The organism is Granulicatella sp. zg-84, from assembly GCF_010892375.1.
GTDB lineage: Bacteria > Bacillota > Bacilli > Lactobacillales > Aerococcaceae > WM01.
In genome coordinates this window covers 1-16,963 of the sequence record NZ_WNJX01000033.1, presented here as the reverse complement: position 1 = coordinate 16,963, position 16,963 = coordinate 1, and the positions used below count along the sequence as shown (strand labels likewise).

Annotated in this window: 14 protein-coding genes and 1 pseudogene; 14 read left to right on the top strand and 1 reads right to left on the bottom strand. The window is 30.9% G+C overall.

Annotated elements, in window-relative coordinates; genetic code table 11:
- Window positions 1–134: 134 nt before the first annotated feature.
- The 14 genes from GMA06_RS07235 to essC all read left to right on the top strand — a co-directional run bounded on the left by GMA06_RS07235 (window position 135) and on the right by essC (window position 16,634).
- Window positions 135–1,946 (top strand): beta-glucoside-specific PTS transporter subunit IIABC, encoded by a 1,812-nt coding sequence (locus GMA06_RS07235; RefSeq protein ID WP_163562174.1) that lies wholly within the window; start codon window positions 135–137, stop codon window positions 1,944–1,946.
- A gap of 1 nt (window position 1,947) precedes the next feature.
- Window positions 1,948–3,405, top strand: a complete 1,458-nt coding sequence (locus GMA06_RS07230; protein ID WP_163562173.1) for a family 1 glycosylhydrolase — start codon at window positions 1,948–1,950, stop codon at window positions 3,403–3,405.
- A 17-nt stretch (window positions 3,406–3,422) separates the two neighbouring features.
- Window positions 3,423–4,259, top strand: a complete 837-nt coding sequence (locus GMA06_RS07225; protein WP_163562172.1) for a PRD domain-containing protein — start codon at window positions 3,423–3,425, stop codon at window positions 4,257–4,259.
- 268 nt (window positions 4,260–4,527) lie between these two features.
- Window positions 4,528–4,974, top strand: coding sequence for a PTS sugar transporter subunit IIA (locus tag GMA06_RS07220; RefSeq protein WP_163562171.1), 447 nt, complete (start codon window positions 4,528–4,530; stop codon window positions 4,972–4,974).
- A gap of 11 nt (window positions 4,975–4,985) precedes the next feature.
- Window positions 4,986–5,267, top strand: a complete 282-nt coding sequence (locus GMA06_RS07215; protein ID WP_163545549.1) for a PTS sugar transporter subunit IIB — start codon at window positions 4,986–4,988, stop codon at window positions 5,265–5,267.
- Window positions 5,268–5,292: 25 nt separating this feature from the next.
- Complete coding sequence (locus GMA06_RS07210; protein ID WP_163562170.1) at window positions 5,293–6,552, top strand: PTS ascorbate transporter subunit IIC; 1,260 nt, start codon at window positions 5,293–5,295, stop codon at window positions 6,550–6,552.
- A 58-nt stretch (window positions 6,553–6,610) separates the two neighbouring features.
- On the top strand, window positions 6,611–7,498 hold the full coding sequence (gene dapA / locus GMA06_RS07205) for a 4-hydroxy-tetrahydrodipicolinate synthase (RefSeq protein WP_163562169.1): 888 nt from the start codon (window positions 6,611–6,613) through the stop codon (window positions 7,496–7,498).
- Window position 7,499: 1 nt separating this feature from the next.
- Complete coding sequence (locus GMA06_RS07200) at window positions 7,500–8,132, top strand: ketohydroxyglutarate aldolase (protein WP_163545552.1); 633 nt, start codon at window positions 7,500–7,502, stop codon at window positions 8,130–8,132.
- 16 nt (window positions 8,133–8,148) lie between these two features.
- Window positions 8,149–10,230, top strand: a complete 2,082-nt coding sequence (locus GMA06_RS07195) for a BglG family transcription antiterminator (protein WP_163545553.1) — start codon at window positions 8,149–8,151, stop codon at window positions 10,228–10,230.
- Window positions 10,223–10,810 (top strand): SIS domain-containing protein, encoded by a 588-nt coding sequence (locus GMA06_RS07190; protein ID WP_163562168.1) that lies wholly within the window; start codon window positions 10,223–10,225, stop codon window positions 10,808–10,810. Before GMA06_RS07195 ends, GMA06_RS07190 begins: the two co-directional genes overlap by 8 nt.
- Before the next feature lie 678 nt (window positions 10,811–11,488).
- Window positions 11,489–11,779: a WXG100 family type VII secretion target gene (locus GMA06_RS07180; RefSeq protein WP_163562166.1), complete on the top strand. Its 291-nt coding sequence runs from the start codon at window positions 11,489–11,491 to the stop codon at window positions 11,777–11,779.
- A 14-nt stretch (window positions 11,780–11,793) separates the two neighbouring features.
- Window positions 11,794–12,048 (top strand): hypothetical protein, encoded by a 255-nt coding sequence (locus GMA06_RS07175; protein ID WP_163562165.1) that lies wholly within the window; start codon window positions 11,794–11,796, stop codon window positions 12,046–12,048.
- Window positions 12,026–13,138: a type VII secretion protein EssB/YukC gene (locus GMA06_RS07170; protein WP_163562164.1), complete on the top strand. Its 1,113-nt coding sequence runs from the start codon at window positions 12,026–12,028 to the stop codon at window positions 13,136–13,138. Before GMA06_RS07175 ends, GMA06_RS07170 begins: the two co-directional genes overlap by 23 nt.
- The gene (gene essC, locus GMA06_RS07165; RefSeq protein WP_163562163.1) at window positions 13,131–16,634 is read left to right on the top strand and encodes a type VII secretion protein EssC; all 3,504 of its coding nucleotides are present in this window, start codon (window positions 13,131–13,133) and stop codon (window positions 16,632–16,634) included. The genes GMA06_RS07170 and essC overlap by 8 nt, the downstream gene beginning before the upstream one ends.
- Window positions 16,635–16,795: 161 nt before the next feature.
- Here the strand turns inward: essC and GMA06_RS08520 are convergent.
- A pseudogene (locus GMA06_RS08520) lies at window positions 16,796–16,963 on the bottom strand (transposase); the annotation flags it as partial.

The window sequence follows — 16,963 nt, the reverse complement described above, 5'->3', positions numbered from 1 at the left end:
AACACCATTCTCAGTGGCAGAAAAAGAATGTGAAAAAGGTAGTGAATGGTTAATGCCATTCACTACCAACATACTCACTATTTCTCTCCACCAACACAATTTGACGAAGAGCCAAAAGAAAAGGAGTGTTTCATATGAACTATAAAAAAGTAGCAGAAGATGTGTTAAAACACATTGGAGGAAAGGAAAATATTTCTCATTTTGAGCATTGCTCAACACGTTTACGTTTTACATTGGTTAACAATGATAAAGTGAATATAAGTGCTTTAGAAAGTATTGATGGTGTTGTAGGCGTAAGACAAAATATACAAACACAAATCATTATCGGAAATGAAGTTAATGAAGTTTATGAAGAAGTAAGAAAATTAGTTGGAGAGGTATCTGCTTCAACAACACCAATATCAAATAAAAAAGTACCGTGGACAAGTGTCTTTTTAGATTTCTTAGTAGGTGTGTTCCAACCATTAGTACCCGCAATTGCCGGTGGGGGTGTGTTGAAATCAATTTTATTATTATTAAATTTATGTGGTATTTTACCTAAAGATTCAACAGCATTTGTCGTATTCAATCAAATTGGTGATGCACCACTTTACTTTTTACCATTGCTTGTTGCTGTTTCAACAGCTAAAAAATTAAAAGTGAATGAATTAGTTGCAGCATCAGCAGTTGGTGTATTGTTATTACCTGCTGTGACAAAATTATTAACAGAGGGATTAGTATTATTTGGTTTATCTGTACAAAATATTGCATATGCGTATCAAGTATTTCCTGCTATTTTAACAGTTTTATTATATGCTGTATTAGAAAAACAGTTAACAAAATATACACCAAAACCAATTCGTATTTTCTTTGTACCAATGATGTCATTGGCGATTACAGTACCAATTACATTGTTTATTTTAGGACCGCTAGGATTTAATTTCGGTCAATTATTCTCAACTGTTATTTTATTCTTATTCCGTCATTTAGGGTGGGTAGCAACAGCTTTACTTGCATCTGTTTTACCATTTATGGTTGCTACAGGAATGCATAAAGCAATGTTACCTTATGCTATTGCAACAATGGGTGAGTTGCATAAAGAAATTTTGTACTTACCTGCATCATTAGCACATAATATTTCAGAATCAGGTGCATCTTTTGCAGTTGCTTTAAAAACAAAAGATGAAAAATTACGTGCAACGGCTATGTCATCAGGTATTTCAGCATTATTTGGGATTACAGAACCTGCATTATACGGGGTAACATTACAACATAAAGCTGTTTTGTATAGCGTTGTGTTAAGTTCATTGATTAGTGGAGCGTTTATTGGAATTGTTGCTGTGGAGGCTTTTGCATTAGTTGGGCCAGGTCTAGCATCTATGACGATGTTTACAAATCCTGCCAATCCAATGAATTTAGTGTGGGCATTTGTTGGTTTTGCATTGGCATTTGTCATTGCGTTTGTGGCAACATTCATTCAATATAAAGAACAAGAAAAAGACACAACTATTCGTTATATTAGTCCAGTTGAAGGGAATATTGTTCCATTAGAACAAGTTAATGATGATGTGTTTTCGTCTAAATTAGTTGGGGAAGGTATTGCCATTGAACCAACATCAGATGGTGTGCTTGTATCACCTTTTACAGGAACAGTTGAGGTGGTTTATGAAACTGGACATGCGGTGATGTTAAAAGATACATTAGGTGCAGAAGTATTATTTCATATTGGAATTGACACGGTAAAATTAAATGGTATGTATTTCACAAAACATGTGGAGAATGGTGCTATTGTAAATAAAGGTGATGTGTTAGTAACATTTGATGTTGAAAAAATTAAACAAGAAGGTTATGACCCAACTGTTATGATGATTGTAACAAATCACCAGCACTATAACATACATTTATCAGCACAAACACATACAACAACAAAAGATATATTACTCACGATTGATAAGAAAGGAGAATAAGATGACAGTTTTACCAGAAGGATTTTTATGGGGTGGTGCCATTGCAGCCAATCAAGCAGAAGGTGCTTGGAATGTAGACGGTAAAGGATTATCCGTTGCCGATATTGCGATGTATCGTCCTGATTTAGATGTAAAAAATTATAAAGGACACATGACTGTCACAACAGAAAGTGTGTTAAAAGCTGCAAAAGATACGAGCGATAAATGGTATCCCAAACGTCGTGGTATTGACTTTTATCATCATGTTGATGAAGATTTAGAATTATTTGCAGAAATGGGTTTTAAAGCATTACGTGTGTCGATTGCATGGAGTCGCTTATTCCCAACAGGAAAAGAATTAACTCCGAATCAAAAAGGTATTGCATTTTATAAAAGAATGTTTCATAAAATGAATGAATTAGGTATTGAACCGATTGTAACATTGTCACATTATGAAATGCCATTGCATTTGAGTTTAAATGGTAATGGTTGGGTAGACAGAGTGGTGATTGATGATTTTCTACGTTTTTGTCAAGTGTGCTTTACAGAGTTTAATACAGTGCAGTACTGGCTAAGTTTTAATGAAGTTGATAGCATTTTAAGACATCCTTTCACAACGGCTGGTATTATTCCAGATCAATGCCCTGAAAATCAAGAAGAAGCAGTCATTTATCAAGCATTACATCATCAGTTTGTGGCGTCTGCTAAAGCAACAAAATTATTAAAAGAGATAATTCCAAATGCTAAAATGGGCTGTATGTTAACAAAATTAACAACGTATCCATTAACATGTAAACCAGAAGATGTTGAATTAACGCTGAAAAAGAATTTACAAAATTATTTTTATGCCGATGTGCAAGTGTTTGGTGAGTATCCAAGATTAACACTAAATGCTTTAGAAAAAAAAGGTATTGTGTTATCATTTGAACCTGATGATTTAGCATTATTAAAAGCATATCCAGTTGATTTTGTATCATTTAGTTATTATATGTCTATGGCAGAATCAACCGATCCAAATGCTCCAAGAACACCCGGAAATACGGTTCTAGGAGTGAAAAATCCTTATTTACCAGCGACTGACTGGGGTTGGCAAATTGATCCAAAAGGATTAAAGATTTCATTACTTGAATTATATGACCGTTATAGAAAACCATTGATGATTGTAGAAAATGGAATGGGTGCAAAAGACGTCTTAGAAGAGGACGGTTCAATCCATGATCCGTATCGTGTCGCATATTTTAAAGCACATTTTGAACAAATGAAAGAAGCAGTCGATGAAGGTGTAGAGTTATTAGGATATACAAGCTGGGGTGCTATTGATATTGTTAGTGCTGGTACATCACAAATGAGTAAACGTTATGGTTTTATTTATGTAGATATTGATGATGAAGGTAATGGTACCTATAAACGTTATAAAAAAGATTCATTTTATTGGTATAAAAAAGTAATCGCATCAAATGGAGAAGATTTAGGCGATTAAAAAGTAGGAGGTGGCGTATGTCGGTTATTAAAAAAGTGCTTAATTCCAGTGTTGTTTTAGTTGATGATAAAGGCAAAGAAATGATTGCGCTTGGAAAAGGCATTGGTTATGGAAAAAAGCCGGGAGAAGCATTGGAAAAAAATCAAATTAGTCAATTATTTTTTCCAGTTGAGACACCTCAAGCACGACAACTATTTTACCTCATTGAAAATATTCCAAGTCAATATTTTGATATAACAAACGATATTTTATCTTTTTCAGAGCAATTATTAGACGAAACAGTTTCTCCGTTATTGTATTTATCGTTAACAGACCATATTCATTTTGCGATTGAGCGTCATCAACAAGGTATTGTTTTGAGTAATAAAGTGTTTTGGGAAGTGAAGTTATACTATCCTCAAGAATTTAAAATTGGGCAATATGCTATTGGATTAATTGAGAACGTTTTTCAAGAAACATTGCCAGAGGAAGAAGCTGCTAATATCGCATTTCATTTTATCAATGCGCGTCAAGCAGGAGATGAGAAAAATGCACAAAAAAGTGTCAAAATGATTGGAAATATTGTTAATTTAGTCAAGTATACACTTGGAAAGTCTTTAAAAGAGGATTCCATTCACTATAAACGTTTTATCGTCCACATTCGCTTTTTTGTAGAACGTTTTTTATCCCATGAAATGATAAATGATGATAATATGTTATTGTTTCAACAAGTATCTGAAAATTACCCAAAAGCAATGGAAGATGCTAAAAAAATTCAACAATTTATTTATCAACACTATGGTAGTAAAATATCAGTTGATGAAGTAACGTATTTAGCCATTCATATTAATCGTTTATTGAAAGATGCCGAATGACTTAATAGTCGTCATATCGAAGTGGAGCAACAAGTTGATGTTGCTCCACTTCTGTATTTCTATGACATAGATAAAAATAAAAATAGAGAACATCGCATTTTATATTCGTCATATTTTTCTACAATTTATTTATATAAACTTTTAGATTGAGAAAAAGAGCATGTTCAGTTCACTTTTTGCACGGGGTACAAACAAAAGATGAACCCAATTTGTATTGAAGCACTGAAACCGTAACCATATAATAGAATTAAGGAATGGAGGTGAGGACATGTTAAAAGATGTACTAAGAGAAACACATATTCAATTAGATGTTGAAGCCGACAACTTTGAAGATGCGATTTTACTATCGGTTGCCCCATTATTAAAAAATGGGTTTGTTTCTCAAGAGTATGTGGATAACATTATTCGTATTTATAAGGAAACAGGCCCTTACATTGTGATTACGAAACATGTAGCACTACCTCATGCACCAAGTCAGTGTGGAGCATTGAAATTAGGGATGGGGCTAACACGATTAAAAACACCTGTTGTATCAGGAAATCAAGCCAATGATCCAGTAAAATATTTATTTTCACTAAGTGCACCGGATAGTAATAGTCACTTAGAAGTATTAGCAGAATTGGTTTCTTATTTGAGCAGTGATACATTTCTTTCTCAAGTGGAACTTGCAAAAGAACCAAAAGATATTATGGCATTATTTTTAAATAACAATTAGGAGGTATTATTATGGCAAAAGCATTAGTTGCTTGTAGAGCAGGAGTAGGATCAAGTTTGATGTTAAAAATCAAAGTACTTGAAGTTGTGAAAGAAGAAGGATTTGATTTACAAATTGAACATTCTTCTTTAGATGGTGTACCAGGTTTTGACGGTGAATTATTGATTACATTACCAGATGTGGCACAAGAGTTAACTGAAAAAGGTGTACCACAAAAAGTAGTAGGTATTACAAATATTGTAGATAAAAAAGAAATTAAAGAAAAACTAGAAAAAGCATTAAGCGAATTATAAATCATATGAAGAGAGGGAGAGAGTTATGGATATTTTGATTAGTCTATTAAGTACACCGGCTATTTTATTAGGACTGGTTGCATTTGTTGGTTTACTTGCACAGAAAAAAGGCGGTGTTGAAATTTTAACAGGTACCTTTAAAACGATTATCGGCTTTTTAGTATTTAGTGCCGGAGGATCTATCATTACAGGTGCTCTACAAAAATTTAATACATTATTCCAAACAGGATTTAACATTCAAGGTGTTATCGCTTCTCCAGAAGCAGCAACAGCTTTAGCGCAAAAAGAGTTTGCATTAGTAACATCTTCTACACTTATTTTAGGTTTTGTGATGAACTTAGTATTTGCACGTATCACACCATTTAAAAACATTTTCTTCACAACAGGACACAGTTTATTCTTTGCATGTGTATTGTCACTGATTTTTAAAGCACATGGATTTGATGATGTCTTGGCAATTGTTTTAGGTGGAACATTACTAGGATTTATGTCTGCTTTCTTACCAGCGTTATGTCAACCATTTATGCGTAAAATCACAGGTAGTGATGCAACAGCAATCGGACACTTTAACATGTTTGGCTATGCTTTATCAGGTTATATCGGTAAATTCTTCAGTAAATATGAATCTGAAAGTACAGAAACTATTAAATTTCCTAAATGGTTATCATTCTTTAAAGATTTCTTAATGGGTGTATCTGTTATTATGCTTGTTTTATTCTATGTTGCAACTTTTGCTGCAGGAGAAACAGCAACAAAAGCATTAGCTGGTAGTCAACATTGGTTAGTATTCCCACTTATCCAAGCCTTTACATTTACAGCAGGTATGTCAATTTTAATGACTGGTGTAAGAATGTTCTTAGGTGAAATTACAGCGGCGTTTGTGTCTATTTCAGAAAAATTCATTCCAAATTCAAGACCTGCATTAGACGTACCAACAGTATTCCCATTTGCACCAACAGCAGTTATTGTTGGTTTCCTTTCAAGCTATGCGGCAGGATTGTTAGCTGTGTTTATTATGATTTTATTTAAATTCCCAATCGTAATTATTCCAGCAGCACACATTTGCTTCTTCTCAGGAGGAACGGCGGCAGTCTTTGGTAACTCAACAGGTGGTTGGAGAGGTGCGATTGCAGGCTCATTCGTGGCAGGATTATTATTAGCATTCCTACCAGTTGTCTTATTCCCACTATACGGTCAATTAGGCATACAAGGTTCAACATTCCCAAATATTGACTACAATGTGACTGGTATTTTATTAGACGGTATTTTAAGTATCTTTAAATAATATATGCAAAACTCAGTGGGATTTATTCGCTGAGTTTTGTTTTTTAGGAGGTTTTACAATGACATTAGGTGGACTGATTACGGCAATGGTAACACCATTTGATAAAGACAATACAATAAATTGGCAAGCGACTGAAAAGTTAATTGACCATTTAATAAGCAAACAAGTATCGGGTTTATTTATTTTAGGAACAAATGGTGAATTTCATGTCATGACAAAAGAGGAAAAATTAGACTTTGCAAAATATGTTGTGTCATATACAAATAAACGTGTACCTGTTTATGTAGGTGTTGGTGGTAATGATACAAACGAAGTTATTTCTTTAGCAAAAGACATGGAAAGTATTGGAGCAGATGCTTTATCGGTGATTGCCCCTTATTTTGTGAAATTAAAAGAAGAAGAATTGTATGAGCATTTTAAAGCCATTGCCAGAAATGTGACAATTCCAGTTATTTTATATAATATGCCCGGATTAACAGGTAATCCACTAAGTCCTACACTTGTAAAAAAACTAGCTGATATCACAAATATAATTGGGATTAAAGATAGTAGTGGAAACATTGACAATATAAAAGCTTATATTGATGAAACAAAAGAAAAAGATTTTAAAGTATTATCGGGTTCCGATTCTCTTATTTTAAATGCATTAAAGCTAGGCGCTGCCGGAGCTGTTGCTGCTACCTCTAATGTGTTAACAGATATAGATGTCGCCATTGTTCGTGAATATCAAGCAGGTAATCTTGAAAAAGCACAAGACTACCAAAATAGTATCGAAGAATTTAGACGTATCTTAAAATATGGTTCTATTCCATCTGTTTTAAAGTATGCCTTGACGTATGTTGGTCATGATGTTGGAGAGGCTAGACGACCAGTTCTACCAGTTTTAGATGAGTATCAGCAAGATATTAAAGACGTTTTGGACAACTATTTCAAGGAGGAAAACTAAGATGACAAAATTAGAAACATTAAATCGTTTATATCAAACAGCTATTATGGCTATTGTACGTATTGATACGATTCAAAGAGGATTTGAAATTGTAGATGGCTGTTTAGCCGGTGGTGTCGATTGCATGGAAATTAGTTTTACTAATAGTCGTGCACCGGAATTTATTAGAGCAATTCAAGAAAAATATCAAGATAAAATGCTTGTAGGTGCAGGGACAGTTTTAGATAGTGAAACTGCACGTATTGCGATTTTAGCTGGTGCAAAATTTATTATTTCACCTAATTTTAGTAAAGATGTAGCTAAATTATGTAATAGATATCAAGTGCCTTATATGCCAGGATGTACGTCTTATACCGAAGTCATTGAAGCATTAGAATATGGAGCGTCTATGATAAAAGCATTCCCTATTTCTAACTATTATGGTGCAAGTTTAGGAAAAGTGTTTAAAACACCATTACCATATTTACCAATCTTATCATCTGGTGGTGCAACACCTGAAAATATTGGAGAATGGTTGAAAAACGGTATTCAAGTTGTTGGGGTAGGTAGCTTATTAACTACAGGTACCGTAGAAAATATTCGTGAAAATGCAGCACGTTTTGTTGAAGGAGTGACCTTGTTTAGAAACAACTAGAAAATGAGGAGTAGATATGTTAGATAAAAAAGCAACACTCGTTTTGAATAGTATTTTAAAAAATAAAGAAACAGATATCAATCGTATTGAAAGAGAAACGAAATTAACCTTACGTCAAATTGATTATTCTTTAAACAAAATAAATGAATTGCTTGTCGATTATAAATTGATGCCACTTCGTATGAATAGTACACTCATTAGGCTAACAACAGCTCAATTCAGTTTTTTAAGACAATATCCGTCTAGTTCAGATTATTTAACATCATATATTTTAGATAGTGAAGAAAGACGATACTTTATTTTTTTAATATTAGTATCTCAATATTCAGATTATATTGCTGTCAATGATTTTATTGATTTATTAAAAATTTCAAAAACAACATTGATGAATGATTTAAAACAATTAGAGCATGAATTATTAAACTATCGTATCAACCTTTTATATTCTAGAAAAGATGGTTATTATCTATCGGGAGAAGAGTTTGATATACGACGATTTTTAATCCGTCAAATTATGATTGATTTTTCAGAGCATCATGATATTATTTACTCTATTTTTTTTAAACGTTATTTAAAAGAAAATATTGATGAACATGTGCAGGAAATCAAAGAAAAAATTACAGTGATTAGTCAAGAACATCGTATTACATTTGTAGAAAATCGTTTAAATGAATTTGCATATTTTCTACTTATTTTAAAATATCGTATGAAAAAAACAATTCCATTTCAATTTAAGCATTCTCTTGAAGAAGCAAAAGAATATCGTTTGGCAAAAGATATTTTAAGTACATTTGGTTTAGTAGAAAAGAATGAAGTGTTGTACTTAACAGCATGGTTACTCGGACAAACCGTAGGTAATATAGGAGAAACTTCCTTTGATAGAATGCTTATTTTAGATATAGTAGAACGCATTGTATTTCGTTTTGAATTATTGGCAGGTATACAATTTGATGATAAGTTTTCAGTTTTAAAACAGCTATATAGTCATATACGTCCTACTTATTATCGTATGCTTTTTAGATTACCGATTATCAATGGATTGATTCATGAAACAAAACAGCAATACAAAGAAATGTTTTTTATTGTGAAAGAAACGTTATCATCTATTGAATCAGTATTTGGTAGTTCAATTCCCGATGAAGAAATTGCTTTTTTAACCATGCATTTTTCAGCAATGATACAAAATCATTCTAATATCACGATGACACATAAAACAACAGCAATTGTTGTCTGTCCAAATGGTATTGGTAGTTCGGCTATTATTTATACTGAATTGAAAAATATTTTTTCGGATATGACTTTTATTGGTCCAGTTGATTATGACACATACTTTAAACTAGATACAAATACCTACGATATTGTGTTTTCAACAATTCCAAACTATAAATTACTTGAAACATCAAAACCAGTGTTTGTCGTAAATCCTATTATGAGTGTCGATGAAAAATATGATATTATTCGTCAAGTTTATTCAGAAATTGGAAATAAACATTTTAGATTGCCAGGTGTTGAAACAGTGATGAACATTGTTGAAAAATATGCAACTGTTCATAATGCGAAAGCACTAAGAAGAGATTTATTTAAATATTTTTCAAACAATCAAATGTCTTTTGAAACAAAACATGTTTTACGATTATCCGATGTCATAAAACAACAGTATATTCAATTAAACTGTCCTGCAACAACTATACAAGAAGCTATTGAGTATGCAGCACAACCATTGCTTGATGACGGTGTGATTGAAAAACGATATGTGGAACATATTTTAAAGCATATAGAAGAAAGGCAAGATGCGATGCTTATTTCACCAGGGATTTCAATGCCACATACAAAACCTGAAAATGGCTCACATGATGTTGCAATATCCTTTGTGAAACTACAAGAACCGATTATGTTTCAAAGACAAAAAGAACCTATTTCATGCCTGTTTTTCTTAAGTGCCATTGATCACAAAAAGCATATTCATGTCATGGCAGATTTAGTAAAACTTTTATCAGATACAGATTTATTTCAAGAAAAATTAAAACAAATCAATGATTGTAACTCATTTTTAGAATTATTAACATTAAATGAATTGGAGAAAATAGGGTATGAATAAATTAGACTTATTAAAAACAAGTTTAAAAATGGAAAGTGAAGGACTATTAAAAACAGCAAATCGCTTAAATGAGCAAACATTAGAAATTGTCGAAATTGTTGATTCTTGCCAAGGTAAAATTGTATTCACTGGGGTTGGAAAATCCGGACACGTTGGTAAAAAACTTGCAGCAACTTTTTCTAGTGTTGGTATACCTGCTATCTTTGTACATAGCACTGAAGCATTTCATGGCGATTTTGGTATGATACAAACACAAGATATTGTATTTTTGCTATCTAATAGTGGAAGTACACAAGAAGTATTAAGTATGTTACCAACATTAAGAAAAATCGGCTGTATCACGATTGCTTTTACATCAAAAGACCAATCTAGTTTAGCTGATATGTGTGATTATACATTACACTATACGTATGAAAAAGAAGCTGATGTTTTAGGATTAGCCCCAACGACAAGTTCAACAACGATGCTCGCTTTAGGTGACAGCATTGCTGTGGTTGTATCGGCTAGCCGTCAATTTACAAAAGATGATTTTCATTTATTCCACCCCGGTGGTGCCTTAGGGAAACAGTTAGAAAAATAAACTAAAAGAGTGCATTCTTGAGATGCCAATCTCAATCAGATAGGTAATAATATTATAAAATGACTATATTTCTTGTGAAGTATAGTCATTTTTTATGTTTCTTCATGTTGATTCAAATGATTAAAAATGGATAACGGTATCTTTTTTTAAGCAGTAAAAAATGAAGCAGTCGAACGAGGAGAAAAATCGTTCGAATATGACTTTATATAATAAAATTACTCTGTATAAGTAAAAATATAGAAAATAGTATTTATTAAAAATAATAACTGAAAGAAATACTATTATTTTGCATATAGTATTTATAGACAGAATGAAATGTATAAAAAACATATTTTAGCTATATTCGATATAAAAAAGATGATACCTGTACCAGAAAATTGTTATGAAAAATTAGATTTTAAGATGATTCAAGATAAATCCTATTATCATTTAATAAAAAAAGAGTATATTTTTGTTTGAAAAGGAAATAAATGATTTATGATAAGCTAGAAAAACTGTATTTAATGTAGAAAAGTAAGCAAAAAGTTTTCTAACTTATTGCCATTTTTTACATTAGAGAAAGCCATACAAGACTTTCAGCATGATAATCAAGGTATATAAATATTTTTTATATGTTACAAAGAAATGCTCTGATATTGCATATACTAATAATAGAACAAAAAAGAAAAGAGGAAGAATATGCAACAAATCAGTTTAAAACCACAAGAATTAAAAGAACAAGCACGTATTTATGTTCAAGCTAAAGAGGAAATTGAACAATCTATTCAAAGAGTAAATCATATGAATACATCTATTTCACAAGAATGGAAAGGGCAAGCTTTTCAAGCTTATTTGGAACAATACCAGCAATTATATCAATATGTTCAGAAATTTGAACAATTATTGGAAGATATTTTTCAACAATTAAATAGATATGCTACTCTTGTTGAACAGCGTGATAGAGAAGATGCACAGTCCTTTGGGATTTAGTAATAGGTGTATTTATGATTGGTATTACATTAGTAAAAGACAATAAAGAAATTGATCTACTCGTTCCAAGTAAAGTGACCATGCATCAATTAAAAGAACTTATTTATAATATGTTTGAGCATCATGGTATTGCACTGAAATATCCTTTTCAACTCGTTGTAAAAAATAAATGTATACATATTGGAGAATATGATGTATTAGAAGATTATGGTATTGCAACGGGAGATAAATTTGAAATGATTGTTGATGATACGCATGACAGGAAATAGTCAGTCTTTGCTATGTCAAGAGTTTGGGGACAAATTGATAGTTAGCTTAAATAAAAGTCAATATACGTGTGAGCATTTATCTATTATTAAATTATATTATACTATTGTAATAAAAGAAGAGATGCTCATTTGTGAATATGATATTAAAGATAGAGGATTTTCTTTAGAATCGTATAGAAATAATAAATTAAGTTATTTAGAAAAAATATGTATTGCTAAAAATATTGTCACCTACATCAAACAAATGGATATGTATACAGTACCTTATATTCATCCTAAAAACATTTATATTGCTGATGATATAACTATTCATATATGCCATGTTGGCATGCCTCATCTTGTCTATCCATATAAAGATTACCCAATGATGCAATATGTCAAAGCAATTTTATTATGGCTATTACATCCTAAATATTCTTTTGAACAATTACAATATGGGCAGTTTACACTTTCTGATACTTTTTCAAATCATTTACATCAAATAGAATCAATAGAGCAACTTGACACATATTTACAAGCAGAATATCAAAAAGAAATAAAGAAACAAAGAAAACAAAAAAAGTATGTTTCAAAGTATCTTTATGTTTTTTATAAAGTAGGATTTTTAGTTATGTCGGTTATTTTTGGGATGAATATTATAACAAAACCAATTTATGATACTATAGAATATCAATTACAAACAGCTTTTTTGAAAGGAGATTATGACTTTATCCAAGAGCAGTTAAAAGGAGAAAGTTTAGATAATTTATCACAAATCAAACGCTATTTATTAGCTTATGCAAGTATACAGCGACAAGATAGTAAATATATTCAAAAAATAGATGCATTAAAGACAATTTCTTTATCGTCATCATCACATGTATTAAATTTTTGGATTTATTTAGGAAAAAAAGATTATCAACAGGCACTTGAAGTGGCCAAAATAAATCAAGATAAACAAATGTTACTTTTAGCTTACTTACATCTATATGATACAACAAAAAAGACAGTTGAACTATCCGATACGCAAGAGCAATTATTAACGGAGTATAAAAAAGAAATTGACTATTTGTATCATGAATTGGATAAAAAAGAGGGTAAAAATGAGTAGTCATTCTTATTATGAAGTATATATATTTGATATATTATTAACAAAATTATCCATTCACAGACAAAATCCTATGATAAAACATGATGGTATTGTGTTTAGTTTAGTGAATAATAAGCTAATGATTGACGGAGAATATGTGGGTATAGGATTACATACAATAAAGCAATATTCATTGTTAGTCATAAAAAGTGAGAATGTTCATGATTTCTATTTTACATTGAGATCTGATATTGTTTTAACAATCGGAAAAGATGATTATAATGTTATAAAAATAGAAGAAGATATACACATACTTATCAATAACACACATGTGTGTATAGTGACACAAAATGATGTTCTCTATTATCAAAATAAATTGGTACAAGAAAATATGTATCCGATAATGGATAATATGCAGATGATGACAAAAAGTTTTCGATTAGAAAAGACAAATAATCAATGGCATATCATTCTCTTTTCCAATAAAGTTGTATGTCGTGATGATGCGATTTATAGACAACCACATATCTCATATAAACAGTCTGATTTTCCAAAATATTATCGGCATGTAAACATACATTTTGATAAACCACATCAGCGTTTTGTATTAAAATCAAAAGATAGTAAAAAAAGTAAACAATTAAGTCATGCTAAATCTTTTATCATTCCTTTTCTCACAACAATAAGTACTAGTTTATTTGGAAATGTATCTATTGTTTTAGTTGGTTTGTTTCTTAACATGTTGATATTGATAAGCCAATATGTATATAACAGATATAAAAATAAAAAATATATTGAACAAGAAAATAAAAATAAAGAAAAAGACTTCATGTATGCAGCATCTTGTATTGCTCAATCTTATCAAAAAGAACGAGAGATACTACAACAGAATTTTCCGTTTCCAAGTGAACTAGTACGATTGATGTCTGTATATGATACACGAATTTATGAAAGAGCTTATTATCATGACTATTTTTTAACCGTATCTTTAGGATTAGGAAGTGTTTCATCTAAACTGTCTATTGATATACAAAATGATGAGGATAAATTATTAAAAAAGCGATTTAGTAGACATGAACGTAGTCCTATTTCACTTTCGTTAAAAGAAAGTTACGTTGGTGTTGTCGGTACATATCAAAATATGATGTGTTTTTTAGAACATATATTGATACAATTAACTTTTTTCCATTCATATTTAGATGTGCAATTTGTCTGTCTTATATCAAAAGATGAATATAATAAAATATGGAGAAAATGGCGGTTTTTAAAGCATTTTTATATAAATGATTGTTGTATGAGAGGACTATGGTATCAAGAAGAACACAGACAAAAAGGATTAGATGCATTATATAATGTATTGTTAAAACGGAAAGATAAACTAAAAAAAGGGCATGTGTTTTTACCACATTATCTATTCATTGTAACAGACTATAAATATATAATAGAACATCCTATCTATCATTTATTAGAGAAATATCCCAATCAACTAGGTATGACTGTCATATTTATAAGTATTTCAAAATTGATGCTTCCACATATTGTAAAAGAAACAATCTTATTACACACTGAAGAAAAAGGACAAGTGCTGTCTGCTCAGTATGACTCTCATTTTTTTCTATATCCACCGACTCAACATATTGAAAATGGAATTAGATGTTTGTCAAATTTGATACATATTGATACGAAGAAACCGATGATGTCTACTTCTTTAAACTTTTTAGAGCAGTATCAAATATCGCAAGTATCCGAACTATCAATTTTACATCGCTGGCAAACAGCAAAAAGCTATCAATCTTTAAAAGTAACCATTGGCATCTCAGATAAAAATAATCGGGTTTATTGGGATTTACACGAATCAGAGCACGGTGCTCATGCGTTAATTGCAGGAATGACCGGTTCAGGAAAATCTCAATTTCTTATAACGTATTTATTAAGTCTTGCAGTTTCTTACTCACCAGAAGATATTTCGATGTTTATTATTGATTGGAAAGGTGGAGAAATTGTCTATGCGTTAGAAAAATTACCTCATATTGTTGGAGTAGTAACAAATTTAGATGAAAATCATGTATTACGTGCAATTCAAAGTTTAAAAGCAGAGATAAAGAAAAGGCAAGAAGCATTTGTTTATTATAGAGTATTTAATCTTAATGAGTATATCAAACGATATAAGGCACATAAACAATGTACCTCTGTATCTACAATGGAGCCACTTCCACATCTGTTTTTAATTTGTGATGAATTTGCCGAATTAAAAACATACGCTCCAGAATTTTTAATAGAATTAACATCAATCGCAAGGATTGGACGTTCTTTAGGCATTCATTTAATATTAGCTACACAAAAACCAAGTGGTATTATTAATGAACAAATGGAAAGTAATATTCAATCAAAAATTGTGTTAAAAGTAAATAGTGAGCAAGACTCTAATGAATTATTAAAAACACCAGATGCTGCTTATATTACAACGAGAGGAAGAGGATACTTAAAAATTGGACAAAAGAGTCAGATACTTTTTCAAAGTGGGTATACAGGTTGTTCAAATATGACAAAACAAGATATAGCTCTCACGATTTATAAAATAGATGATTTAGGGCAATCAATAAATGTATTGCCAACCGTACAGACAACAAAAGCAATGACTCAATTAGAAGCAATCATTTCAGAAATAGTATATGTACATAAAATGAGTTCTTTTAAAAAAGTACAAAAGGTACTTATACCACCTTTAGAAGAAAGCATCCTTATGCCGATTTTACAACATCATACTATGCCAGATATGTGTGCACCATTAGGTATTATTGATTTACCATTTTATCAAAAGCAAGAAATATATTTTTTTAATGTATGGCAGCAGTCCCATACTATTGTTTTTGGAAGTAAAGGGTATGGTAAAACAAGTACAATTTTGACAATGATATTATCTTTGACAATGTATCATTCTCCAGAATGGTTATACATATACATGGTAGATTTTGATTATTATCACTTATCTGCCTTTTTAGATTTACCACATGTATTAGAGTATGTATCTTACGATGAACAAGAAAAATTAAATCAGATGATACAACATATATATAGTATATTTACACAACGGAAAAAGATGAAACATATGAAAAAATATCCGACTATTTTAATATTTATAGATGATTATGATAGTTCTATGAGTTGTGAAAAATTAGAAGAGTGTTTATATCAAGTGATAAAAGAGGGAGCAGCGTTTTCCATATATGTTATCATGACTGTAAGTACAATGAACAATGTGCGTATGGCTTTATTAAATATGTTTCGTACAAAAATAGTATTGCATTTAAAGGAAAAGCAAGATGCTTTATATTTGCTTGGGAAATCTACTCTAATACCAAAAGCTATTAAAGGACGAGGATATATTATTCAAGAAGAACCGATATTGTGTCAAATATATACAGTCGAAAATATATGTGAACGTATAGAGTATATTTATCAATATTGGTGTAAACATCATATAACAAAAAAGTTAGAAAGTGTATATCAACATTAGTAAAAAGGCTTGAAATCAATGTTTTCAAGCCTTTTTCAGACTGTTGACAATAGCGATAAAAAATCCAACATATTTTTTAAAAATTGAAAAATATGTTGGATTTTGAATTTTAAAATACTAAATGAAGAATAATATCTCAAAAAATGGCTATCTCTCGTGAGTAGAATTGCCATTTTTTTCATATTTTGGGCAGCACAAGATAACCAAGTATAATCTTGCATCTTGGCTACTCCTCTATATTGTGCAAACCGATACCCATGATTTTGTTTAGAGTCTGCAAAACTACGCTCAATCGTTTCTTTCCGTCGTTTATATAGTGCTTTCCCAAA

Coding starts and splice junctions, on each gene's coding strand:
- GMA06_RS07235 (WP_163562174.1), top strand. CDS start 135: ATGAACTATAAAAAAGTAGCAGAAGATGTGTTAAAACACATTGGAGGA.
- GMA06_RS07230 (WP_163562173.1), top strand. CDS start 1,948: ATGACAGTTTTACCAGAAGGATTTTTATGGGGTGGTGCCATTGCAGCC.
- GMA06_RS07225 (WP_163562172.1), top strand. CDS start 3,423: ATGTCGGTTATTAAAAAAGTGCTTAATTCCAGTGTTGTTTTAGTTGAT.
- GMA06_RS07220 (WP_163562171.1), top strand. CDS start 4,528: ATGTTAAAAGATGTACTAAGAGAAACACATATTCAATTAGATGTTGAA.
- GMA06_RS07215 (WP_163545549.1), top strand. CDS start 4,986: ATGGCAAAAGCATTAGTTGCTTGTAGAGCAGGAGTAGGATCAAGTTTG.
- GMA06_RS07210 (WP_163562170.1), top strand. CDS start 5,293: ATGGATATTTTGATTAGTCTATTAAGTACACCGGCTATTTTATTAGGA.
- dapA (WP_163562169.1), top strand. CDS start 6,611: ATGACATTAGGTGGACTGATTACGGCAATGGTAACACCATTTGATAAA.
- GMA06_RS07200 (WP_163545552.1), top strand. CDS start 7,500: ATGACAAAATTAGAAACATTAAATCGTTTATATCAAACAGCTATTATG.
- GMA06_RS07195 (WP_163545553.1), top strand. CDS start 8,149: ATGTTAGATAAAAAAGCAACACTCGTTTTGAATAGTATTTTAAAAAAT.
- GMA06_RS07190 (WP_163562168.1), top strand. CDS start 10,223: ATGAATAAATTAGACTTATTAAAAACAAGTTTAAAAATGGAAAGTGAA.
- GMA06_RS07180 (WP_163562166.1), top strand. CDS start 11,489: ATGCAACAAATCAGTTTAAAACCACAAGAATTAAAAGAACAAGCACGT.
- GMA06_RS07175 (WP_163562165.1), top strand. CDS start 11,794: ATGATTGGTATTACATTAGTAAAAGACAATAAAGAAATTGATCTACTC.
- GMA06_RS07170 (WP_163562164.1), top strand. CDS start 12,026: ATGATACGCATGACAGGAAATAGTCAGTCTTTGCTATGTCAAGAGTTT.
- essC (WP_163562163.1), top strand. CDS start 13,131: ATGAGTAGTCATTCTTATTATGAAGTATATATATTTGATATATTATTA.